Source organism: Bradyrhizobium sp. CCBAU 53421 (assembly GCF_015291625.1).
In the GTDB taxonomy this organism is placed as follows: domain Bacteria; phylum Pseudomonadota; class Alphaproteobacteria; order Rhizobiales; family Xanthobacteraceae; genus Bradyrhizobium.
On sequence record NZ_CP030047.1, the window covers coordinates 8265401 to 8288450 of the forward strand.

The window sequence follows — 23050 nt, forward strand, 5'->3', positions numbered from 1 at the left end:
TTTGCCGGTTTCGGGCACCGATGCCCGTCGGCATCGATGTCCTTTACGCGCTACGCTTTGGCGCCGACCGGAAATCCCGGTATGCGCTGAATAACCTGCTTGACGTGATCGGCCGTAATCAGCCGCGTGCATTCGAACTGCCGGGGCGAATTGGCATGCCGCGGGCACCACAGGAAATCCTTGTGGTCGAAACGCACCCGCGGATCATTCCAGCAACTGTTGCACGCGTGAAAATTGACAATGCGGTAGGGCGTTTCAAATTCGTTGGTCGGATGGGTGAACCCGCTGATCATGACGACCGGCGTTCCTGACGCCCATGCAAGCCACGACAGGCCGCTCGACAGACCAATGAAAAAGTCAGCATGCTTCAGGTAGCGAAATCGCTCGGCCAGCGGCTTGTCGCCGGTCTCATCCTCGGCACCGTTCGGAATATGGTTCCAGATCAACTGAGTGCCGTGAGTGGCCTTCTGGTCGATACAGACCACCCGGTAGCCGGCCGCCTTCAGGAAATTGACGATCTCGCGCCAACCATGGGGATTATTCCAGTATTTGCTTTGCGTGGTGCTCTGAACCGCGATGCAGACATAGGGCTCGGCAATCGGCCTCGTATCATCCTTGATGGCGATGCGCGGCGGCTGCTCGGTCGGATCGACGCCCAGAATGTAACCCGCGGTCCGATGTAGCCCGACATGGCGAAAATCGGTGGGCTGATAGACGCAATCCTTGTCATCGAAAAACAGTCCGACGCTGTAGGTCGCGTAATATCGCTCCGGCTTGACCTCTTCGTGGGTGATGAACTCGATGTCCGGATACGCGTCGCGGAACAGTTCGATCAGCGGCGCGCCCATGGCGCAACTCAGCTTGCAGCCATGCCTGTCCTTGAACTTCACCGCATAGGGAAACCATCCCATCGTATCGCCGAGCGTCCCGACCGGAAACTGGATCAGGACGTGACGATCCGTCGCGTTGTACTCATGCGAGAAAATGACATTCTCGCCCTGCAAGACCTCGATACGGAAGCGAATGTAGTAGCGCTTCGAGCTGTTGACGCGCCCGCCCGCGAACTGCGTCTCGAAGAGAACATTGCCGGTCTCGGTGTCCCAAAGACGTACGCGCCAGGGGCCGTCGGCTTCGGGACAGACCACCCGGGCGCCGTCGTTGAAGTCGAATCGCAGTCCCTTTGGACCGAGTTGAGTGGGAAGTTCGGCGGCGGCCGGATAGGCCCGCTTGGGCGCCTCGGCAGCCGACGCAACGGCTTCCGATTTGGTAGCCTCCGAGTTGGCAGCCTCCAACTTGGCAGGTACGGCGCTGGTCGACCGATCAACGATGACTTTGGGTTGGTCGGCCACTTGGTCAATCGGACGCTTCAGCCCGATCGCCGGCGCGACGGCAATCACATTCACGAATATCCCCTGCCCCGAAAATATAAAGAACGCTAAAAATGCGGGCAGAAGGTAAGCGAGATTGACAACCGCGTCAACGGACGAAAACCTTAGCGAGTACCCCCCTCGCGGCCGCTCCGGAGCCGCAGAAACAAAGAAACACAAGCGATGAGCCGTAACCCCAGCAAGATCCCGTTTGTGATCGCAGCATCGGCTCATGGCCCGCTGATCGTCAATCGGCTGGACTACCACACGTCGGGCGATCACATCTTTGGAGTGGGGATTCAGATTCTCGAGCACGGTGCGTTCGACGTCACCGAAATCGAGCTCACGAAGGGTCTTCTTGCACTGCGAAGAACCTACCGGGGAGATGGCGTGGTCGCGATCGACTGCGGGGCGAACATCGGCGTTCACACTATCGAATGGTCGAAGCACATGACCGGCTGGGGCTCGGTCGTTGCCATCGAGGCGCAGGAACGGGTCTACTACGCACTCGCCGGCAACATCGCCATCAACAACTGCTTCAATGCGCGGGCGATGCACGCGGTTATTTCGTCGGAGACCGGGAAGACCTGGGTGCCGACCTTAAGTCATCAGGAGCCCGCCAGTTTCGGAAGTCTGGAGGTGACGCAGCGCGCCGGCACGGAGCAAATCGGCCAGAAGATCGATTATTCCCAGGCCAACGGCACTGAGACGGCGATGATCACCCTGGACTCCCTCAATCTGAGCCGCTGTGATCTGATCAAGATCGACGTCGAAGGGATGGAGCTGAAGGTGCTGGAAGGAGCCAACGCCACGATCCGGCAGCATCACCCCGTGATTCATGCGGAATTCATCAAGACCGACAAGGCTGCACTGGTTCGCGCGTTGGCCGATCATGGATACCGGACCTACGACGCGGGACAGAACTGCCTGGCGATCCATGAATCCGATCCAAGCCTGAGCCACGTCGAATCGCGAAACACGCCTTGACGGCCCGGCCGCCGGGTTTTTTCTACCGCTCCCGGAGAGCATCCTTGCGATAGCGCACGATCGGCGACAACAAATAGCTCATGATGCTGCGGGCGCCCGTTCTGATCTCGACGGTGACGGTCATCCCCGGCGAGAGATTGATCTCCTTGTCGTCGACGACCATCTTGGTCCGGTCGATCGAGACATGCGCGACATACACCGGCCCCGTCCCCTTGGGCTCGCTGCTTTCCTCGGGCGCGCCGCCATTGGGTTCGCGAGCTGGATCCCGCGGCCGGTCGCGGGAGACCGAATCGGGCGAGACGCTGACGATCTTGCCGTGCAGCAGGCCGTAGCGCGTGAAGTTGAAGGTATCGACCTTGATTTCGGCGTCCTGGCCCGGATGCACGAAGCCGATATCGCGATTTGAAACCATCGCTTCGATTTCAATCAGATTATCGCTGGGAACGACGACCGCGAGCGTCTGGGCGGGAGTGACGACACCGCCGACAGTGTGCACGGCCAGTTGCTGCACCACGCCGTCGATCGGCGCGGCAAGTTTCTGAAGGTTGGTCCGGTGCTCGGCCTTCGACACCTCGTCCTTGAGGCTGCCCGCCTTCTGCGTCGCCTTGGCCAGATCATCGTACAGGCGGTGCCGGTATTCCGAGACGAGCTTGGCGCGCGTCTCTTCGAGGGCGGCCACAGCCGCATTGGCCTCCTCGAGCTTGCTCCGTTGCACCAGGATGTCCTGCTGCATCCCGACCAGTTCCTGGAGCTCCTGCAGATATTGCAGCTTTGAACCGTACTCCCTGTCCGCCAGGTACTTGCGAACTCCGACGCGCTCCTGCAGCACCGGCAGCAAGGCTTCAACCTTGGCGATGCTGGCGTCGATTGTCTTGGTCTCCGCGACCTTCTGCACCCGTTGCCGATCCAGCTCGGACAATTTGGCGCGCTGCTCGGAATCCTGACTGCGCAGGTACTCGAGATGCATCTGGATCAACGCGGGCGGCGTGTCGGCCGGCGCGCCGTCAAGCGCGTCGGTGTTTCCGTCAAGCGCCGAACGGGTGCGTGCGATATCCAGCAGCGACGCGAGAAGGTCGTTCTTCAGGTGCTGAAACTCCGCCTGATTGCTGGTCGGATCCAGCTCGATCAAAATCTCGCCGGCCTTGACGGTTTGCCCGTCGCGGACGTGAATGGCCCGCACCACTCCGATCTCGAGCGGCTGAACCAGCTTCACGCGGTCGCCCGGCACGATCTTGCCGGGAGCGGAGGCAACGATATCGATCTTGCCGAGACCCGCCCACGCCACGGCGCAGCAGAACAAGGCCGCCAGCAAGATGGCGGTGAGCCTCGCTGTCGGAGATGGCGGCGTCTCGACGATCTCGAGGGCGGCCGGCAGGAAGGCCAGCTCGTCCCGCGTTTTGCCCCCGACCGCAAGTGCTTCACGAGCCGACTTCATGAATCCCCGCCTGCAACCGGTACAGCGACGCGTATCTTCCGCCCGTGCTCAGCAACTCCTCGTGGGATCCCTGTTCGACGAGCCGGCCGCGATCGATGGTGATGATTCGATCGGTGCGTCTGACGGCGGACAGACGATGCGCAATGACAAAGACCGTTCGTCCCTTCACGATCCGGTTCATGTTGTCCTGAATGACCCGTTCGCTTTCGTAGTCCAGCGAACTCGTCGCTTCGTCGAAGATCAGGATGCGGGGATCGGTGATAAGGGCGCGCGCGATCGCGATGCGTTGCCGCTGACCTCCCGACAGGCTGGAGCCGCGCTCGCCGACGACCGTGTCGTAGCCTTCCGGCAGCTCCAGAATGAATTCGTGAGCCCCCGCAAGCTGCGCCGCGGCGATCACCTGCTGCATCGGAGCGGCCGGGTCGGCGAGCGCGATGTTCTCCCGTACGCTACGATTGAACAACACGTTTTCCTGCAGGACGACGCCGACCTGGCGACGCAGCCACGCCGGGTCGACCATCGCAAGATCGACCCCGTCGACAAGGACCCTGCCCTTCTCCGGAACGTAAAGGCGCTGGACGAGCTTGGTGAAGGTGCTCTTGCCCGAACCGGACGGACCGACGATGCCGACGACCTGGCCGGCCGGAATGCTGATGTTGATGTCATGCAGCACTTCGGGGCCATCGACCCGATACCGGAAGGACACGTGTTCGAGCGTGACCTGCCCCTTGATCGGCGGCGGCACGGCGCGACCAGGGCTGAACGTCTGCTCCGCCGGCGTATTCAGGATGTCGCCGAGCCGCGCGACGGAGAGCCTGGCCTGATGGAAGTCCTGCCAGAGCTGCGCCAGCCTCAGAACCGGCGCGCTCACGCGCGACGAGAACATGTTGAAGGCGATCAGCTCGCCGACCGTGAGGCTTCCGTCGATCACCAGCTTGGCGCCGGCATAAAGGATCACCGCGGTGACGAGCTTGCTGACGAACTGGACCGACTGGCTTGCGACATTGGCGAGGCTGAGCACGCGGAAGCTGGCCGCAACGTATTCGGCCAGCTGCTCCTCCCAGCGGCGCTGCATCTGCGGTTCGAGCGCCATCGCCTTGATCGTCTCGACCCCGGTCACGCTCTCGACGAGAAAGGCCTGGTTTTCCGCTCCGCGCTCGAATTTGGTGTCGAGCCGCTGACGGAACATCGGCGTCGCACCGGCCGAGATGCCGACGTAAAGCGGGAAGGACCCGAGGACGATCCAGGTCAGGATCGGCGAATAAACAAACATCACCGCGATGAAAACGACGGTGAAGAACAGGTCGATCACGACGGTCAGCGCAGAGCCGGTCAGGAAGTTGCGAATGTTCTCCAGCTCGCGGACCCGCGCTACCGAGTCGCCGACCCGGCGAGCCTGGAAGTAGGCAATGGGCAGCCCGATGAGATGCCGAAACAAGCGGGCTCCCAGCTCGACATCGATCCGGTTCGTCACGTGCGAGAACAGGTAGGTCCTCAGTATTGCGAGGGCGGTCTCGAAGACCGCGATGCCGATCAACCCGACGACGAGCACATCGAGTGTGCTGAGTGTGTGATTAACCAGGACCTTGTCGATCACCACCTGAAAGAACAGCGGCGACACCAGTGCAAACAGCTGCAAGAAGAAGGAGGCGATCAACACCTCCACGAAATGATACCGGTATTTGTGGATTGCCCCCAGAAACCACGACAGGTCAAAGCGGCGCGCAAGGTTGACCAGCCCCGCCCGCCGGCTCACCAGGATCAGCTTGCCGGTCCACACCGCTTCGAGGTCGGCCCTCGTGATCAACTCCGGACGCTCGGACAGAGGCGACTGGACGAGGATCTTGTCCGCGCCCACCTTGGCGAGGATCAAATGGCCACCGTCGCGCAACAGCGCGATGGCGGGAAGCGGGACCTTCTCCAGCCTCAACCAGTTGGTGCTCACCTCGCGCGCCTTGACGCCGGTCGAGCGCGCGTAGCGCAGCATCTCCGCCGTTCCGAACGGGCCATTGCCGACTTGATGACGAATCTGGTCGACATCGGCCGGGATGCCGTGAAAACGCAGCAACATCGCGAGCCCAACTATCCCGCTGTCTGCTGTCGTAGCGCTCCGCGTCTCAATCATCTCGCGATTTAATCTGCTCAGTAGCTGAAAATAACTGCCGTCGAAGGTGAGCCGAGATTGTCGTGAGCGCGCCCCCGCCCCTGCTCTTCGGCCTCGCCGTCAGCGCAAACTGACTATTCGCAACGAAACGACAGAGCAGCAAATGAATATGACAGCCAGAGTACTATGGCTCTCCGGCGAGATGCAATTGGCGTTATCATCGGCCGCGCCGAATTCGCAAGCAACACCATGCCGATCCCGGAGTCGATCGCGGAACCGTTCGAAGCCCAACCAGACTCCGTAGTCTTACGGATCGCGGCGCCTGCGATGGCCGTCACCGGGGTCACACGGGTGATCGCATCGACCACTTAGCGTATAGAGGGTGATGACCTTGCGATCCTGCGGGATGGGGGAACGGCCCGGGCTGTGTGCCATGCTGCAGGCCAATCGCGCCGGAGGCGTCGAAGATGAACAGCCTCGCGCAGTGCCTTGTCCGGTTCCGGCGCATCGGTGCCTGTTGACTACCCTGTCACTGGTCAGCATGAATATTACCCATTATTGCTGCGCTACCATAGATTGAGAGCCCGACCAAGATGCCTTGGACATATTCCGTATCACTGAACGATTCATCGAACGCGGGCGGATCCGCCGACGCGTCTCTTGTTTACGATCTCGAGCAGGCCCTCAATATCTGGCAGCGATATATCCTGGGCATCGGCAACCTGGTCGTGTCCCTCAACATCCTGCCCACCGCCGTTGGCCGCGCCGACGGCGGGCCGACCTCGAGCTACTATGTCGGCACGAATGCCGGGCTCTCGGTGTATGAGCCGTCGAGCCAGTACGAGCTGACCACGGGACAGCACGTCTCTGGAACGACCAGCGACATCACCATCAACATCGATCCCGGCTACTTCCAGTACATCGACCTCGACTATGGCCTGAGCTGGTCCAGCCAGGTGCCCGGAAACGTGATCAATCCGATCAACGTTTTTCTGCACGAGCTGGAGCACGGCTTCGGCATGACAGGCTGGTACAGCCAGAGCGGCCAGTTGCCCGGCGCCTACGAATCCACGTTCGACACCCTGATTCAAAAGACCGCAACCGGTGCCAACTTCGTCGGTGCGAATGCCGAGGCGGCCTACGGCGGCCCGGTGCCCCTGACCACAAACAGCACCACCCAGAACTATTACCATTTCGGCAACCAGCAATCCGACCTCTACGCCACCCCATCGACCGTCAAGGACCCGCTGACGCTGGACTTGATGAACGGGATCGTCTTCTACGCGGACTACCAGTACGCGATCTCCAACCTGGACATCGGAGTTCTGAAGGACCTCGGATACAGCATCCGGACCACGCCGATCGTCACCGCCAGCGATCAGTCCGCGGCCAGAAGTCAGGTTTATGCGGCCTCATCCTTGTTCTCGGTGAACATGGCGACCGGCGATTCCATCACCGAATATTCCTTCTGGGACAGCAACGGCAACGGTTACTGGACGGTGGGAGGCGTAGCCCAGGGCACCAACACCGAGATCGACATCACCGCATCGCAGCTGGCTCAAACGAGTTACCAGGCCGGCCCCGGCTCGGACACGCTGTGGGTGAGAGCCTTCGACGGCTATTTGTGGAGCGACTGGAAGTCCTTCGTGATTTCTCCGGCCGATCATGCGCCCGTGGTCACCGCAACGAACGTGACCGGCGCGCACGGGCAGCTCTCGTTGCCTGAATCCTCACTGTTCTCGGCCAGTGACACGGACGGCGACACCATCACCAAGTATGCATTCTGGGACACCGAGGGCCACGGGCACTGGGCGATCAATGGTGTCACGCAAGCCACCAACGCCGAGATCGACGTCTCGGCCGCCAACCTCCCGCAAGTCAGCTACGTATTCGGAGCGGCTGCGGATACGCTCTGGGTGCGGGCCTATGATGGATATCTCTGGGGAGCATGGGTCCCGTTCACCGCGACGCCCGGTCTGGATCACGCTCCCGTTGCTTCGGCTTCCGGCTTCACGGCAGCCCACGGACAAACTTCGGTCGCGGCATCGAGCCTGTTCAGCGTCGCCGACGCGGACAACGATACGATCACCCAATACGCACTCTGGGACAGCAGCGGCCACGGCGCATGGGTGGTGAACGGAGCCGTTCAGGCCACCAATGCGGAAATCGACATCACCGCCGCGCAGCTTGCCCAGACCAGCTACCAGTTTGGCTCGGCCCCGGACCAGCTGTGGGTCAGGGCCTACGATGGGACGCTGTGGGGAGCATGGGTCCCGTTCACGGTCACCCCGGGGCCGGAGCATGCACCGGTGGTCAGCGCAACCGACGTTGCGGCGACCCATGGCCAGGACATCGCCGCATCGAGTCTCTTCAGCGTGTCCGACTCCGATGGCGACACGATCACTGCCTATCAATTTTGGGATTCAACGAGCGATCCGGCCAGCGGTCACTGGGTGGTCGGCGGCGTGGCGCAGGCCACCAACATCGCCATCGATGTGACGCCCGCCCAATTGACGGGCGCCTCGTTCCAGTCGGGCTCCGGCTCGGATGACTTGTGGGTGCGAGCCAATGACGGCACGACATGGGGGGCCTGGAAGGAATTCCATGTCAACGCGCCGATCGACCACGCTCCGGTGGTGACCGCGTCCGACGTGACGGCCACACATGGTCAGGACATCGCAGCGTCCAGCCTGTTCTCGGTCAGCGACGCCGACAACGATACGATCGCCAACTATCAGTTCTGGGACTCGACCGCCGATCCTGCCAGCGGGCATTTTGTCGTGGCCGGCGTAGCGCAGCCCACCGGCCAGAGCATCGACGTGAGCGCGGCCCAATTGGCCAATGCATCGTTCCAGAGCGGCTCCGGCTCCGACGATCTCTGGGTGCGCGCCTTCGATGGCATGACATGGAGCAGCTGGAAGGAATTTCACGTCAACGCGCCGATCGACAATCTTCCGATCGTGTCGGCCGCCGACTTTTCGGCGAGCCACGGCCAGGACATCGCGGCGTCCACGCTGTTCTCGACCAACGACGCGGATGGAGACACCATCGCCAACTACCAGCTGTGGGATTCGACGTCTGATCCCAGCAGCGGGCATTGGGTGGTCGGAGGCGTCGCGCAGGCTACCAACGTCGCAATCGACATCACCGCTGCGCAACTCTCGAGCACGAGCTTTCAAAGCGGCTCCGGTTCAGACGATCTCTGGGCCAGGGCTTACGATGGCTTTGCCTGGGGGCCGTGGAAGGAATTTCACGTCAACGCACCGGTTGACCATGCTCCGGTCGTCACCGCATCCGACTTCCACGCGACCGCCAACCAGAGCGTGGCCGCATCGAGCCTGTTCTCGGTCTTCGATGCCGACGGGGACAGCATCACCCAATATCAAGTCTGGGATTCGACACCGTCAGCCAGCAGCGGCCACTGGAGCATTGGCGGGACCGCGCAGCCGGTCAACACCGCGATCAACGTCAGCGCGGCCCAGCTCGCCAGTACCACTTTCGCTGGCGGCACCGTGTCCGACGATCTCTGGGTTCGCGCCAACGACGGCATGACCTGGAGTGCCTGGCAGGAGTTTCATTTCATCGTCTAGAGCCCCGTTCCGATTGAATCGGAACGGGCTCTAGATTCTTATTTTGGCGCGTTTTCTTCACGCGAACCGATATCCACTTCGCTCGAAAACGCTCTAGCAAGCCGCGCAGGCCTGCGGGGGGCGGTGATCCGCCAGCCAACACGCGCACGAACTCTTTTCAAAACAAAAATGGCCCGCGCGATGCGGGCCATTTTCTCATCGGATCCGGTAAAATCCGAATTTGGTTGCGGGGATAGGATTTGAACCTATGACCTTCAGGTTATGAGCCTGACGAGCTACCGGGCTGCTCCACCCCGCGTTAAACCGTTGCGTGCCTTGCAGAAAGAGTGCCCGAACCTACCGGCCAACGCGTCTAACGGCGCCGATCGATCCGTCCGGAGGCTTCCTGAGAAGGCGACCCGGGCCGAAGCCGTCGGGTGCGAGGGGTATGTATCAACGTGAGGTCGGTTTGGAAAGCCCCGGATGCGGGTTTTTGAGGATTTTGTGACGTCCAAATCACCGGTTTTCCTGACAAATTTTACCGTCGGGAACCGGGCCTTGCCAGACCGCGCGCAAAAGCGGAGCTTGGCGCCAACAAAATCCGTCAAGGAAACGTCATCCGAGGGGAAACGCCATGGACCGGCCACTGAAGAGCCCGGGGCTGCATGCGCTTGAGGAGGTCTTTCACCGCCAAATCGAGCTGTCGCGGAGCGAGCCGGCGCCGACGTTGCAGGCGCGGCTCGACCGGCTGCGCCGCCTGCGCGCCGCGCTGACCGAGAACGAGGCGCGATTCGAGGCGGCGATCTCGGCCGATTTCGGCCACCGCTCCACCGTCGAGACCGCGATCGCCGAGACCATGCTGGTGCTCGGCGAGATCAAGCATGCGGCCAAGCACCTCAAGGGCTGGATGGCACCCGAGCGGATCCCGACCACGGTGCAGTTCGCGCCGGCCAGGAACCGGCTGATCCCGCAGCCGCTCGGCGTGGTCGGCATCATCGCGCCGTGGAATTATCCGCTGCAGCTGACCCTGGCGCCCGCGGTCGCCGCGATCGCCGCCGGCAACCGCGCCATCATCAAGCCGAGCGAGCTGGTGCCGCGCTTCGCCGAACTGCTGGCCGAGGCGATCGCGAAGAAATTCGACACCACCGAGCTGGCGGTCACCGATATCGACGACAACATCGCGACGGCCTTTGCGGCCCTGCCGTTCGATCATCTGATCTTCACCGGCTCGACCCGAATCGGCCGGCTGGTCGCGGAGGCTGCCGGCCGCAATCTGACGCCGGTGACGCTCGAGCTCGGCGGCAAATCGCCCGCGATCGTCGACGGCTCCGCCGACCTCGACGAGGCCGCGCAACGCATCGCCTATGGCAAGCTGCTCAACGCCGGCCAGACCTGCATCGCGCCGGATTACGTGCTGGTGCCGCAAGCCTCGGTGCAGCCGTTCGCGCTGCGGCTGCAGGGCCACATGCAGCACATGTTCGGTACCGATCCGAAAAATCCCGACTACACCTCGATCGTCTCGGACCGGCATTATGCCCGGCTCGAGAGCCTGGTCGCCGACGCCGCCGCGAAGGGCGCGACCATCATGCAGCCGGCCGCGCCGAACGATCCCGAGTGGAAGGAAGTGCGCAAATTCCCGCCGACCGTCATCGTCGATGCGACGCCCGAGATGACCGTGATGCAGGAGGAGATTTTCGGACCGCTGCTGCCGGTCATGGGCACCCGCGACGCAACCGAGGCGATCACCTTCATCAATAAGCGTGACCGTCCGCTGGCGCTGTACTGGTTCGGCACCGACAATGCCGCTCGCGACGCGGTGCTGGCGCGCACGGTGTCGGGCGGCGTCACCGTCAACGATTGCCTGTTCCATTTCGCACAGGCCTATCAGCCGATGGGCGGCGTCGGCGCCTCCGGCACCGGCGCCTATCACGGCGAATGGGGATTCAAGACGCTGACCAAGCTGAAGCCGGTGTTCTATCGCTCGCGCTTCAACCGGCTCGCCGATCTCTATCCACCCTATGGCGCGAAGATCGCTCGGCTGGAGAAAGTGATGCGGATGTTGTCGTAGGATTCACGCCGTCATTGCGAGCGCAGCGAAGCAATCCATGGCGCCGCATAACGGATAGGTGGATTGCTTCGCTGCGCTCGCAATGACGCAAAACCAAGACAAGGGGGAAACATACGTGACTGACACATTCGATTTCGTGGTGGTGGGCGCAGGCTCCGGCGGCTGCGCGGTGGCGGGGCGGCTGTCGGAGGATCCGGCAACCTCGGTCGCGGTGCTCGATGCCGGCGGCAAGAACGACAATTGGGTGGTGACGACGCCCGGCGCCATCATCCTGATGCTCTCGAGCAAGCTCAACAACTGGGCGTTCGACACGGTGCCGCAGAAGGGCCTGAACGGCCGCATCGGCTATCAGCCGCGCGGCAAGGGCCTCGGCGGCTCGAGCGCCATCAATGCCATGGTCTATATCCGCGGTCATCGCGCCGACTACGACCACTGGGCTTCGCTCGGCAACACCGGCTGGAGCTACGCCGACGTCCTGCCCTACTTCAAGCGCTCGGAGCACAACACCGAGCTCGACGGCGAATATCACGGCAAGGGTGGGCCGCTCAACGTCACGGGCCTGCAGTCCGACAATCCGGTCAAGGAGATGTTCCTGCAAGGCGCGCGCGAGGCCCAGTTCCGGATCCGCGACGACTTCAACGGCGCCGAGCAGGAAGGCCTCGGCATCTACCAGGTGACCCAGAGGAATGGAGAACGCTGGAGCGCAGCGCGCGGCTATATCCATCCCCACATGGGCCGCCGGCCCAATTTGCGCATCGAGACGCAGGCGCAGGCGACCCGCATCATCTTCGAGGGCAAGCGTGCCGTCGGCGTCGAATACCTGCAGGGCAAGGAGAAGAAGGTGCTGCGCGCGCGGCGCGAGGTCATCCTCTCGGCCGGCGCATTCCAGTCGCCGCAGCTGATGATGCTGTCGGGCGTCGGCGACGCCGCGGCGCTCGGCAAGCACGGCATCGCCGGCGTGCATCACCTGCCGGGCGTCGGACAGAACCTGCAGGATCATCCGGACTTCGTGTTCGGCTTCGCCTCCGACGCACCTTATTTCTCGGGACTGTCGTGGGGCGGCATCGGCCGTATCATCAAGGGGATCGGGCAATACCGGCGCGAGCGGCGCGGCCCGATGACCTCGAACGTCGCCGAATGCGGCGGCTTCCTGAAGACGCGGCCCGAGCTCGACGTCCCCGACATCCAGCTGCATTTCTGCATGGCCATGGTGGAAGACCACGGCCGCAAGCCGCGCTGGGGTACCGGCTTCTCCTGCCATGTCTGCCTGCTGCGCCCGGCAAGCCGCGGCAGCGTGTGGCTGAACAGCGCCGATCCATTGGCGGCCCCCGCGATCGATCCGAATTTCTTCGGCGAGGACAGCGACGTCGAGACCATGGTCGCGGGCTTCAAGATGACGAAGCGGCTGCTCGACACGCCGGCGCTGCGCGCGCTGCAGCAGAAGGACATGTTCACATCGGATGTCCGCAGCGACGACGACATCCGCAGCGTCCTGCGGGCGCGCTCCGACACGGTCTATCACCCGGTCGGCACCTGCAAGATGGGCAGCAATGATCCGCTCGCCGTGGTCGATCCGAAGCTGCGCGTGCACGGGCTCGAGGCCCTGCGCGTGGTCGACGCCTCGATCATGCCGACATTGATCGGCGGCAACACCAATGCGCCGACCATCATGATCGGCGAGAAGGCCGCCGACATGATCAGGGCGGAGATGCGGGCGGGGTGACCAAATGCCGTCGCAAGGCCGCACTGGCAAAATAACGAAAACAACCCCATGCACAGTAGCCGGCGGCGGCTGCTGGCAGACACCGCGACTTGACACGTCGGGCAACTCAGCGGTATTGTTCTATTATTCCGAAATCGTGCGGACGTCCTTCAGCTTGCTCAGTGTCATCACCCGCGCATGCGGGTGATCCAGTATTCCAGAGACGGCAGTGCTTGAGCCGAGAGGCCGCGGCGTACTGGATCGCCCGGTCCATGTGCGCAATTGCGCACAGGCCGGGCGATGACGGCGGTGGACGAGGATACAGCCTCACTGGCTCTCGGATGACGTCTTGTTTCGCGGCTTTTCGCTGTGCTTCATCCGGGCTACGCACTTGACCCGCACCGTCATTGCGAGGAGCGAAGCGACGAAGCAATCCATAGCCGCCGCAAGCGGAGACATGGATTGCTTCGCGGAGCCTGTCATCGGGCGCGCGTTCGCGCGACCCGTTGGCTCGCAATGACGCGCGGATTAGTTCAGCAGGAACCCGCCATCGACCGTCACCACGGTGCCGGTCATGTAGCGCGAGGCGTTCGAGGCCAGCAGCATGATCGCGCCGTCGAGATCGGATTCGGCACCGACGCGGCGCTGCGGGATCCGCTTTGCCAGCCGCTCGCCGGCCGGGGTCGACCAGAAATCATGGTTCATCTCGGTGTCGATATAACCCGGCGCCAGCGCGTTGACGCGGATGTTGTTGCCGGCGAGTTCCAGTGCCATCGCCTTGGTGCCCTGGATCATGCCGGCCTTGGAGATCGCATAGGGCGACACCGCTTTCAGCACGCCCTGCCCGAGCACTGAGGCGACGTTGATGATGTTGCCCGGCTGCTTGCGCAGGATCATCCGCCGTGAAAGTTCGGTCGCGAGGAAATAAGCGCCTTTCAGATTGGCGTTGACCACGGCATCCCAATCGGCCTCGGTCTGCTCGGTCGCGAGCTTCTCGATCGCGATGCCGGCATTGTTGATCAACACCGAGACAGGACCGAGCGCGGCTTCAGCCGCGTCGAGCGCTTTCGCAATGCCGGAAATATCCGCAACATCCATCTGCACCGCGGCGGCGCGGCCACCCTTGGCCTTGATCTCCTCCGCGAGGCTTTTCAGCTTCGCAGTCTGGCGCGCCGCCAGCACCACCGCGGCGCCATGCGCCGCCAGCACGCGGGCGAATTGCCGCCCAAGCCCCTGCGAGGCGCCGGTGATGAGGATGATTTCTTTACTGACATCGAATAGGTCGGACATCGACAGGTTCCCGGATTGAAGCGGACGAGTGATAGCGACAATTGTCCCTGATGTAAGCAGGTTTGATCAACCAGGGGACGCTAAAGCGCGATGTGATTAGGTTGAATCGTCATCGCGCTTCAGCTCTTTGATTGAGCATGATCTCTTTGGAAAACCGCTTCGCACTTTTCCGGATCATGCTTTAGGAGATTGAGGCAGGAATTCCCTCCATGAATCTCTTCGACATCGTCGTGACGCTCGGGCTGTTGTTTGCGGTCGTCACCGGCTTCACGACCGGCCTGCTGCGCAGCGCGGTCACCATCCTGGCCTATCTCGTCGCGATGCCGCTTGCGGTCGCGGTGCTGGCGATGGTCGGGCCCCACATCGCGACGCTGCCGTCCTCGCCGTTTCCGCCCAATGGGGTGCTGCTGTTCGGCCTCTTCCTTTTGATCGGCGTCATTCTCGGAAAGATGGCGCGGACGATGCTCGACGACACCATCGGCGCGGAGATCGGAATCGGCGACCGGCTCGGCGGCGCGCTGCTCGGCGCGGTCAGGGTCGGCCTCGTCGTGACCACGCTGGTGCTGGTGTTCGATCAGCTGGTGCCGCTGGCGAGGCAGCCGCAATTCCTCAACGGATCGCAATTGCGGCCGTGGTTCTCGGCTGCCGGACAGGCCGGATTCCGGTCGCTGCCGCCCGAAGCCACCATTGCGATCGAGCGGCTGCGGCGCGAGCAACGCATCTAACCCAACGGGCTCACCCGGGCTGCTCCGGTCCGGCATGCACTTATGCATTGCACCTCCCTTACCGGCGCCGCCGGGCTTGGCTAGACTGGCGCCAGCGAAACTTTACAAACCTATCCGACATCACAGGGAGTGAACTCGTGGATCTTGGAATCAAAGGCCGCCGCGCCATCGTCTGCGCATCGAGCAAGGGACTGGGCCGCGCCTGCGCGATCGCGCTCGCCGATGAGGGGGTGCATGTCACGCTGACGGCGCGCGGCGCCGAGGCGCTGAAGCAGACAGCCGACGAAATCCGCAAGGCGCATCCCACCGTCACCGTCACCGAGATCGTCGGCGACATCACGACGCCGGCCGGACGCGAGGCCGTGCTCAAGGCCTGCCCCGAGCCGGACATCCTGATCAACAATGCCGGCGGCCCGCCGCCCGGCGATTTCCGCAATTGGACCCGCGACGACTGGATCAAGGCGATCGACGCCAACATGCTGACGCCGATCGAGCTGATCAAGGCGACCGTCGACGGCATGATGGCGCGCAAGTTCGGCCGCATCGTCAACATCACCTCGGCGGCGGTGAAGGCGCCGATCGAGATCCTCGGCCTGTCCAACGGCGCGCGCGCCGGTCTCACCGGCTTCGTCGCCGGCCTGTCGCGCAAGACCGTGATCAACAACGTCACCATCAACGGCCTGCTGCCGGGCCCGTTCGAGACCGATCGCCTGCGCGGCACCGCAAAGCCCGAGGCCGAGAAGCGCGGCATCTCGGCCGAGCAGGTCCTGGCCGAGCGCGCCAAGCTGAACCCCGCCGGCCGCTTCGGCCATCCCGACGAATTCGGCTACGCCTGCGCCTTCCTGTGCGGCGCCAAGGCCGGCTTCATCACCGGGCAGAACCTGCTGCTCGACGGCGGCGCCTTCCCGGGCACCCTCTAGTGCCGCCGATGGAAAGGGGCGCTCGATGAGAGCCGTCTGGTACGAACGGACCGGTGCGGCGCCGACGGTGCTTACCGTCGGCGAGATGCCGACACCCGACGCCGGCCCGGGTGAAGTCCGGGTTCGTCTCGAGGCCTCCGGCGTCAATCCGGCCGATGTCGGCCGCCGCAGCGGCAATTATCGCGCGATGGAATTTTCGCGCGTGATCCCGAACAGCGACGGCGCCGGGATCATCGATCAGATCGGCGAAGGCGTCACGCGCTTTGCCGTCGGCGACCGCGTCTGGCTGTTCAACGGCCAGCGCAACGGCCGCGCCTTCGGCACCGCGGCCGAATACATCACGCTCGCCGATTACCTGGTGACGCCGCTGCCGCAGGACGTGTCGTTCGCGGCAGGTGCGACGCTCGGCATCCCCTGCATGACCGCGTGGTGCGCGTTGTTTGCGGACGGTCCGATCTCCGGACAAACGGTGCTGGTCACCGGCGGCGCCGGCGCGGTCGGTCACTACGCCGTGCAATTGGCAAAGTGGGGCGGCGCGCGCGTGATCGCGACGGTGAGCTCAGAGGTAAAGGACGTCGAGGCGCGGCTTGCCGGCGCCGACACCGTCGTCAACTACCGGACCGAGGACGTCGTTTCCAAGGTGATGGCCTTCACCGAGAACCGCGGCGTCGACCGCGTGATCGACGTCGATTTCGGCGGCAACCTCGCCACCACGCTGAAGATCATGGCGTTGAACTCCACGATCGCGGTGTACGCCACCAACGGCAATCGCACGCCGACACTGCCGGTGCGCGAATTGATGGAGAAGTGCATCACGGTGCGCTCGCTGGTGCTGTTCGCGCTGCCGCCGCCGCTGCTCGCGGCCGCGCAGGCCGACATCACCAAATGGCTGGCGTCGGGCACCCGCGTGCACAACATCGCCGGCCAATTCGCGCTGGCGGAGACCGCCGATGCCCATCTCGCCGTCGAGAAGGGCGACAAGATCGGCACCGTGATCGTCGACTGCGCGCGATGATGTTGCTCTCACTTCTCCCTCTCCCCGTTCTTACGGGGTCGAGACGAGCGAAGCTCGCTCTTGGAGGGTTGGGGTGAGGGACTGTCTCCGCGAAGTTGGTGATTGGGAATCTGCGGAACCTCCCCCTCACCCGGATCGCATTCCGCTTCGCTGCATGCGATCCGACCTCTCCCCGCAAGCGGGGCGAGGTAAGGAGAACAGCACGCTTCTACTGCCTATTGGATCGGCGTGGTGCGCTCGTCGCTCGGCGACAGGCCGAACTCGTCGAGCCCTTCGGCGAGGAAATCGCCGAGCATCGGCTCGCCCAGCAGATAGCTCGCGGTGCGGCCGTTGCGACCGCGCGCGGCTTCGCGGCGGAGATCGGCCCATTCCTCGATCGTGCCGTCGCCGCGGCCAAGCCGCATCAGCGCAACGAGGTCGACCTGCTCGTCCTCGCTCAGCGCATCGATGAAGCCGGTGATCTCGCGCGCCACCGGATCGTTGCCGTCGTCCTCCAGCACGTCGATCATCTCGTCGTCGGCGCCGTTCGAGCCGGAATCCGGATCGACGATCCCTTCCTTGACATCGAATTCCCGCGCCTTCTCGATCAGGAAGCCAACCTTTTCAGGGGAGATTGTGAGTTCCGGCATTCGCGCACTCCTTCGTCCAACGAAGCGGTAACGCAGGAGGCGCCGACTTGATCCATTGCGCCGGCGCGCGGAAACCCGCATGGTCCGGCGAGAAACAAGAAACCGAGGGCACGCCGCATGCAATGGACGATCGGCAAGGTCAAAATCACAAAGGTCGTCGAGCTCGAGACCGTCGGCAGCACACGCTTCATCCTGCCGCTGGCCGGCCGGGAAGAGATCCAGCGCCTGCCCTGGCTGATCCCGCATTTCGCCAACGAGGATGGCCGGCTGAAAATGTCGATCCATTCGCTGCTGGTCGAGACGCCGGAGCACCGCATCATCGTCGACACCGGGCTCGGCAACGACAAGCAGGGTCGCAACGTGCCGACCTGGAACAACCGCAGCGATCCGTTCCTGGAGAAGCTGACCGCGGCCGGATTTGCGCCTGACAGCATCGACACCGTGCTGTGCACGCATCTGCATGTCGACCATGTCGGATGGAACACGAAGCTGGTCGGCGGCAAATGGGTGCCGACCTTCGGCAATGCGCGTTACGTGTTCGGCAAGACCGAGTACGAGCACTGGCGCGACCACAGCGACGATGCCGCGCATGCCGCGGTGTTCGCCGATTCGGTGAAGCCGATCGCGGATGCCGGCAAGGCCGAGCTGGTGCCGAGCGACCATCGCCTGACCGAGGAGATCACGCTGATCCCGACGCCGGGCCACAGCCCCGGCCATATGAGCATCCACATCAGGTCCGGCGGCGCGGAAGGGCTGCTGACCGGCGACGTCGCGCATCATCCCTGCCAGATGTACCATCTCGACTGGTCGTCGACCGCGGATTCCGACCAGAAGCAATCGGCCGCGACGCGGCGCGAATTGTTCTCGCGCTTTGCCGATACGCCAACGCTGGTGATCGGCGGACATTTCAATGCCGGCCACATCAAGCGCGACGGCGACGCCTTCAGGTTCATCGCGCTCGAGGCGTGAGCTAGATCAAACTGGCGCGCGCGAGGAAGAGCGCGTCGGCCTCGCTGGCGGCGATCGCGGCCGGATAGGGCAACGCCTTGGCGCGTCCGGGAAGGCTGCGCTCGAGCTCGGCGCGCTCCGCCTCATCGTCGACGACATAGACGGTGACCCGGATCAATCGGCCGAGCTCGGCCTTGCGCGCCTTCATCCACAGCACCATCGGCTTGCCGGCGGCGACATCCGGCTGATCGTTGACGTTGACGATCACGGCGAGCGGACGGTCCGCGGCAAGCAGCGCGGTATATTCCGCGGTCCAGTCGCAGCCGTCCTGCTCGGTTTGCAGACGGCCGGTCGCGATGAAGATGCCGGGCTCGGCTTCGCGAAAGAATTTCATGGAAGCTTCCTCAAGATGACAGCGCCGGACCGTGCTGATCGGGTCGATCCGGTCGGCGGCGAGGCACAAATATCCATCGACTGACGGTCGGTCAATTGACTTAAGCTATTTCAAAGACATTCTAAATATGCGATCTCAGAATCGAATATCAGGAGCGGATGGATGCTGACGGCATGATCGGGAAGCGGCAGGCGGCGGCCACGCGCGGCACATCGCAACATTGGCGGCGCACGCAGCCCGCCGAGGTCAGGGTGGACGATTTGATGTCGGCGGCAGCGGCGCTGTTCATTGCGAAAGGCATCGAGGCCACCACGATCGACGACATCGTCACGCGGGCCGGCGTCGCCAAGGGCACCTTCTACCATTACTTCTCGACCAAGGCCGATGTCGTCATCGCGCTGCGCGCGCGCTTCACGCAGGATTTCCTCTCCCGCGTTGCCGGCGCGATCGGCGAGCGCGCCGCGAACGACCACGCCGGGCGGCTGTCCGCCTGGTTGCGCGGCGCCGTTGGAACCTATCTTGCCAATGTCGAGCTGCACGACGTCGTGTTTCACGACTTCCCGCATCACCAGCGCCAGTCGCAGGAAAAGGACGACGTGATAGCGCAGGTCATCGCCGTACTGGAGGACGGCCGAAAGGCAGGCGTCTGGGCATTCCCCAACGCGCGCAGCGCGGCGCTGATCGTGTTCGACGGGATGCATGCCGTGGTCGACGACGCGATCGTCGCGGGCACGCGCGATCCCGAGCCGCCGTGCCGCCTGCTGGAAGAGATGTTCACGCGGATGCTGGCCGCGCCGCGTCCGCGATCATGACCGGCGTTTGAAAGAACCGGCTCACAGCGGCTACGCCGGCAGGTGATGGCTGCAATGCCATGGCCGTGAAGCGGTTGAATTTCCTCCCGCGCTGTTCCATGAAGCGTGTCGAGGTATACCAGTAACAATCCTCAAGACATCGTAGGGAGTGATCAACATGAAGCTTGTTCGTTATGGCGAAAAGGGTGCGGAAAAGCCCGGTCTGATCGATAAATCCGGCCAGCTCCGCGACCTGTCGGCCCACCTCAAGGACCTGACCGGCGACGCCTACGCGCCGGACTCGCTGAAGAAGCTTTCCGCGCTCGATCCTGCCTCCCTCCCGGCCGTCTCCGGCAAGCCGCGCTTCGGCGCTCCGGTCACCGGCATCTCCAAATTCGTCGCGATCGGCCTCAACTATTCCGACCACGCCAAGGAAACCGGCAACCCGATCCCCTCCGAGCCGATCTTCTTCCTCAAGGCCAACACCGCGCTGTCGGGCCCCAATGACGCGGTCGAGAAGCCGCGCGGCTCGACCAAGCTCGACTGGGAAGTCGAGATCGCCGCGATCATCGGCACCCGCGCGAAGTATGTCTCGGAAGCCGACGCGCTGAACCACGTCGCCGGCTACTGCATCTGCAACGACGTCTCCGAGCGCAACTTCCAGATCGAGCGCCTGGGTCAATGGACCAAGGGCAAGTCGCACGACACGTTCGGCCCGGTCGGCCCGTGGCTCGCCACCAAGGACGAGATCCCCGACGTGCAGAAGCTGTCGATGTGGCTCGACGTCAACGGCCAGCGCCGCCAGACCGGCACGACCTCGACCATGATCTTCACCATGGCGAAGTGCATCTCCTATGTCTCGCAGTTCATGACGCTGCTGCCCGGCGACATCGTCACGACCGGCACCCCGCCCGGCGTCGGCACCGGCATGAAGCCGCCGCAATATCTCAATGTCGGCGACGTCGTGACGCTCGGCATCGAAGGCCTCGGCGAGCAGCGCCAGGAAATCGTTGGGGCGTAGTTTTTGAGACCGTCATCCTGAGGAGCGCGCAACGCGCGCGTCTCGAAGGATGAGCCAAGGACGCCGTCATCCGTCGATCAAACGGATGATGGAAGTGCATCGATCACGACCCATCCTTCGAGACGCGCGCCCAAGGGCGCGCTCCTCAGGATGACGACTGTGTGTGCGAAACGAGGTCATCACCATGAAACTCACCTTCTCTCCCGCCTCCCCGTTCGCCCGCAAGGTGCGCATCGCGGCGATCGAGCTCGGCCTGATCGACAAGATCGAGTTCGTACCGGCCAGCGTCGCGCCGGGCACGGCCAATGACGAATATTCGAAGATCTCGCCGCTGAAGAAGCTGCCGGTGCTGATCCTCGACCATGGCGACGTCATTTTGGATTCCTACGTCATCGTCGAATATCTCAACGAGATTGGCGGCGGCCGGCTGATCCCGGGCTACGGTCCGCGGCGCTGGCAGCTGAAGACCGATCACTCGCTGCTCAACGGCATGCTCGATTCCATGCTGCTGTGCCGCTACGAGAAGATGGTGCGGCCGCAGGGCTCGCTGTGGCAGGCCTGGTATGACGATCACTGGAACAGGGCCTGGGCCGGCATGGCGCGGTTCGAGAACCGGCCGGACGTGCTGAACGGCTCGTCGTTCGACATCGCGCAGATCGGCCTCGTCTGCGTGCTCGGCTATGCCGATTTCCGCTTCGCCGATTGCGGCTGGCGCAAGGCCTATCCCAAGCTCGACGCCTTCTACCAGAAAATGCTGGAGCGGCCGTCGGTGAAGATCTCGGCGCCACCTGCGGCTTAGCAAGGCAAGGGCGGGGAGCATCACGCGCGAATGCCTCCTCGCCCCTCACCTCCCCGCGCAGGTCTTGTGCAACGTCGGCGGGGCTCGACGACGACTGGACAATGTCTCACCGTCATTGTCCCGATCTCGATCTTGTGATGAAGACGACGGCAGCCCGGTACGGCGAGCCCAACGAAGGCCTTGCGGCGATAGGCACCCTCGCCAACATCATCAATCCCGCCCTGCGCGACGCGCACTGATCCTTCAAGGAGCTCCACATGAGCCTGAAATTTGCCGCCGGCGATCTCACCATTCATCGTATCGTCGAGGAGGAAGGACTGTTCCTGCCCGCGCGCGACATGCTGCCCGGATTGACGCCGGAGCTGCTCGCCGAGAACCGCGGCTGGATGAAAGCGGCCGGCGCGCTCGACGACAGCGACACGCTTATCCTGGCGTTCCAGTCCTACATCGTGAAGACGCCGCACCACACCATCCTGATCGACAGCTGCATCGGCAACGATAAGCCGCGGCCGGGCCGGCCGAGCTGGAACATGAAGACCGACGACAATTACCTGCGCGGCCTCGCGGCGGCGGGCTTCTCGGTCGGCGACATCGACTATGTGATGTGTACACATCTGCATGTCGACCATGTCGGCTGGAACACGCGGCTGGAGAACGGCCGCTGGGTGCCGACCTTCCCGAACGCGCGCTACGTGTTCGACAAGGGCGAGTTCGACTACTGGACCGAGACCAACGCCAAGGCGGAGGTCCCGCCCTTCGTCGACAGCGTGCTGCCGGTGGTCGAAGCCAAGCGGGCCGAGCTGGTCGGTAATGATTTTGCGATCGGCGATCATATGCGGGTGCTGCCGACGCCCGGCCACACGCCGGGCCATGTCGCCTTCACCTTCGGCCGCGGCAAGGACGAGGCGGTATTTTCCGGCGACCTGATGCACTCGCCGATCCAGACGCTCTATCCGGAGCTGTCGCCGAAGTTCGACGTCGACCCGGCACTGGCCGCGAAGACGCGGCGCAGCTTCCTCGAGCGCTATTGCGACACCGATACGCTGTGCTGCCCCGCGCACTTCCCCTCGCCGACGGTCGGCAAGATCAGGCGGAAGGGCAACGGGTTCGTGTGTGAGACGGTGTAGGCGATACCGCTTGCTCGGTTCACCCTCCCCTGGAGGGGGAGGGTCGACTCACAGCGAGCGAAGCGAGATGTGAGACGGGGTGGGGTGATCTCTCAACGCGGGCAGCATCCGATACGAGAGGCTTTCACCCCACCTCGGTTCGCATTTCATGCGAACCGA

General features: G+C 63.4%; 18 protein-coding genes and 1 tRNA gene. 12 read left to right on the plus strand and 7 right to left on the minus strand.

Going from position 1 to position 23050, the window contains the following annotated elements; all coding sequences use genetic code 11:
- Positions 1–50: 50 nt before the first annotated feature.
- A complete protein-coding gene (locus tag XH92_RS38295) occupies positions 51–1403 on the minus strand; it encodes an autotransporter strand-loop-strand O-heptosyltransferase (RefSeq protein ID WP_246787996.1) in 1353 nt (450 codons plus the stop codon).
- Between the two features lie 147 nt (positions 1404–1550).
- Between XH92_RS38295 and XH92_RS38300 the strand changes: the two genes are divergently transcribed.
- Positions 1551–2354, plus strand: coding sequence for an FkbM family methyltransferase (locus tag XH92_RS38300; protein ID WP_194456660.1), 804 nt, complete (start codon positions 1551–1553; stop codon positions 2352–2354).
- Between the two features lie 22 nt (positions 2355–2376).
- Here XH92_RS38300 and XH92_RS38305 read toward each other — a convergent pair whose 3' ends face one another.
- Positions 2377–3789 (minus strand): HlyD family type I secretion periplasmic adaptor subunit, encoded by a 1413-nt coding sequence (locus XH92_RS38305; RefSeq protein ID WP_194456661.1) that lies wholly within the window; start codon positions 3787–3789, stop codon positions 2377–2379.
- Complete coding sequence (locus XH92_RS38310; protein ID WP_371817882.1) at positions 3773–5860, minus strand: type I secretion system permease/ATPase; 2088 nt, start codon at positions 5858–5860, stop codon at positions 3773–3775. Before XH92_RS38310 ends, XH92_RS38305 begins: the two co-directional genes overlap by 17 nt.
- Positions 5861–6621: 761 nt before the next feature.
- Between XH92_RS38310 and XH92_RS43480 the strand changes: the two genes are divergently transcribed.
- On the plus strand, positions 6622–9483 hold the full coding sequence (locus XH92_RS43480) for a hypothetical protein (protein WP_246787998.1): 2862 nt from the start codon (positions 6622–6624) through the stop codon (positions 9481–9483).
- Positions 9484–9704: 221 nt separating this feature from the next.
- On the opposite strand, the gene XH92_RS38320 is transcribed toward XH92_RS43480, so the two are convergent.
- Positions 9705–9781: transfer RNA gene (locus tag XH92_RS38320), tRNA-Met, on the minus strand.
- Positions 9782–10096: 315 nt separating this feature from the next.
- On the opposite strand from XH92_RS38320, the gene XH92_RS38325 reads away from it, so the two are divergent.
- Positions 10097–11530, plus strand: coding sequence for a coniferyl aldehyde dehydrogenase (locus XH92_RS38325; protein ID WP_194456663.1), 1434 nt, complete (start codon positions 10097–10099; stop codon positions 11528–11530).
- A gap of 115 nt (positions 11531–11645) precedes the next feature.
- Positions 11646–13253, plus strand: coding sequence for a GMC family oxidoreductase (locus XH92_RS38330; protein WP_194456664.1), 1608 nt, complete (start codon positions 11646–11648; stop codon positions 13251–13253).
- A 507-nt stretch (positions 13254–13760) separates the two neighbouring features.
- On the opposite strand, the gene XH92_RS38335 is transcribed toward XH92_RS38330, so the two are convergent.
- Entirely contained in the window at positions 13761–14522 is a 762-nt protein-coding gene (locus XH92_RS38335) for an SDR family NAD(P)-dependent oxidoreductase (RefSeq protein ID WP_194456665.1), read from the minus strand.
- A 209-nt stretch (positions 14523–14731) separates the two neighbouring features.
- Between XH92_RS38335 and XH92_RS38340 the strand changes: the two genes are divergently transcribed.
- From XH92_RS38340 to XH92_RS38350, 3 genes are all read left to right on the plus strand, one after another.
- The gene (locus XH92_RS38340) at positions 14732–15247 is read left to right on the plus strand and encodes a CvpA family protein (protein ID WP_194456666.1); all 516 of its coding nucleotides are present in this window, start codon (positions 14732–14734) and stop codon (positions 15245–15247) included.
- Positions 15248–15384: 137 nt separating this feature from the next.
- On the plus strand, positions 15385–16167 hold the full coding sequence (locus tag XH92_RS38345) for an SDR family oxidoreductase (RefSeq protein ID WP_194456667.1): 783 nt from the start codon (positions 15385–15387) through the stop codon (positions 16165–16167).
- A 25-nt stretch (positions 16168–16192) separates the two neighbouring features.
- Positions 16193–17182, plus strand: coding sequence for an NADPH:quinone reductase (locus XH92_RS38350; RefSeq protein WP_194456668.1), 990 nt, complete (start codon positions 16193–16195; stop codon positions 17180–17182).
- A gap of 215 nt (positions 17183–17397) precedes the next feature.
- Here XH92_RS38350 and XH92_RS38355 read toward each other — a convergent pair whose 3' ends face one another.
- Entirely contained in the window at positions 17398–17811 is a 414-nt protein-coding gene (locus XH92_RS38355) for a DUF3775 domain-containing protein (RefSeq protein ID WP_194456669.1), read from the minus strand.
- Between the two features lie 117 nt (positions 17812–17928).
- Between XH92_RS38355 and XH92_RS38360 the strand changes: the two genes are divergently transcribed.
- Entirely contained in the window at positions 17929–18780 is an 852-nt protein-coding gene (locus XH92_RS38360) for an MBL fold metallo-hydrolase (protein ID WP_194456670.1), read from the plus strand.
- A gap of 1 nt (position 18781) precedes the next feature.
- On the opposite strand, the gene XH92_RS38365 is transcribed toward XH92_RS38360, so the two are convergent.
- Positions 18782–19153 carry a hypothetical protein gene (locus tag XH92_RS38365; protein WP_194456671.1) on the minus strand — a complete coding sequence of 124 codons (372 nt, stop codon included), beginning with the start codon at positions 19151–19153 and terminating at the stop codon, positions 18782–18784.
- Positions 19154–19326: 173 nt separating this feature from the next.
- Between XH92_RS38365 and XH92_RS38370 the strand changes: the two genes are divergently transcribed.
- The 4 genes from XH92_RS38370 (at position 19327) to XH92_RS38385 (ending at position 22891) form a co-directional block, all read left to right on the plus strand.
- On the plus strand, positions 19327–19965 hold the full coding sequence (locus XH92_RS38370) for a TetR/AcrR family transcriptional regulator (RefSeq protein WP_194456672.1): 639 nt from the start codon (positions 19327–19329) through the stop codon (positions 19963–19965).
- 157 nt (positions 19966–20122) lie between these two features.
- On the plus strand, positions 20123–20965 hold the full coding sequence (locus XH92_RS38375; protein WP_194456673.1) for a fumarylacetoacetate hydrolase family protein: 843 nt from the start codon (positions 20123–20125) through the stop codon (positions 20963–20965).
- Positions 20966–21149: 184 nt separating this feature from the next.
- A complete protein-coding gene (locus XH92_RS38380; protein WP_194456674.1) occupies positions 21150–21764 on the plus strand; it encodes a glutathione S-transferase family protein in 615 nt (204 codons plus the stop codon).
- Positions 21765–22021: 257 nt separating this feature from the next.
- Positions 22022–22891 (plus strand): MBL fold metallo-hydrolase, encoded by an 870-nt coding sequence (locus XH92_RS38385; RefSeq protein WP_194456675.1) that lies wholly within the window; start codon positions 22022–22024, stop codon positions 22889–22891.
- The last annotated feature ends 159 nt before the right edge of the window (positions 22892–23050 follow it).

Coding starts and splice junctions, on each gene's coding strand:
- XH92_RS38365 (WP_194456671.1), bottom strand. CDS start 19,153: ATGAAATTCTTTCGCGAAGCCGAGCCCGGCATCTTCATCGCGACCGGC.
- XH92_RS38360 (WP_194456670.1), top strand. CDS start 17,929: ATGCAATGGACGATCGGCAAGGTCAAAATCACAAAGGTCGTCGAGCTC.
- XH92_RS38385 (WP_194456675.1), top strand. CDS start 22,022: ATGAGCCTGAAATTTGCCGCCGGCGATCTCACCATTCATCGTATCGTC.
- XH92_RS38340 (WP_194456666.1), top strand. CDS start 14,732: ATGAATCTCTTCGACATCGTCGTGACGCTCGGGCTGTTGTTTGCGGTC.
- XH92_RS38300 (WP_194456660.1), top strand. CDS start 1,551: ATGAGCCGTAACCCCAGCAAGATCCCGTTTGTGATCGCAGCATCGGCT.
- XH92_RS38370 (WP_194456672.1), top strand. CDS start 19,327: ATGATCGGGAAGCGGCAGGCGGCGGCCACGCGCGGCACATCGCAACAT.
- XH92_RS38335 (WP_194456665.1), bottom strand. CDS start 14,522: ATGTCCGACCTATTCGATGTCAGTAAAGAAATCATCCTCATCACCGGC.
- XH92_RS38325 (WP_194456663.1), top strand. CDS start 10,097: ATGGACCGGCCACTGAAGAGCCCGGGGCTGCATGCGCTTGAGGAGGTC.
- XH92_RS38380 (WP_194456674.1), top strand. CDS start 21,150: ATGAAACTCACCTTCTCTCCCGCCTCCCCGTTCGCCCGCAAGGTGCGC.
- XH92_RS38375 (WP_194456673.1), top strand. CDS start 20,123: ATGAAGCTTGTTCGTTATGGCGAAAAGGGTGCGGAAAAGCCCGGTCTG.
- XH92_RS38355 (WP_194456669.1), bottom strand. CDS start 17,811: ATGCCGGAACTCACAATCTCCCCTGAAAAGGTTGGCTTCCTGATCGAG.
- XH92_RS38305 (WP_194456661.1), bottom strand. CDS start 3,789: ATGAAGTCGGCTCGTGAAGCACTTGCGGTCGGGGGCAAAACGCGGGAC.
- XH92_RS38350 (WP_194456668.1), top strand. CDS start 16,193: ATGAGAGCCGTCTGGTACGAACGGACCGGTGCGGCGCCGACGGTGCTT.
- XH92_RS38310 (WP_371817882.1), bottom strand. CDS start 5,860: ATGTTGCTGCGTTTTCACGGCATCCCGGCCGATGTCGACCAGATTCGT.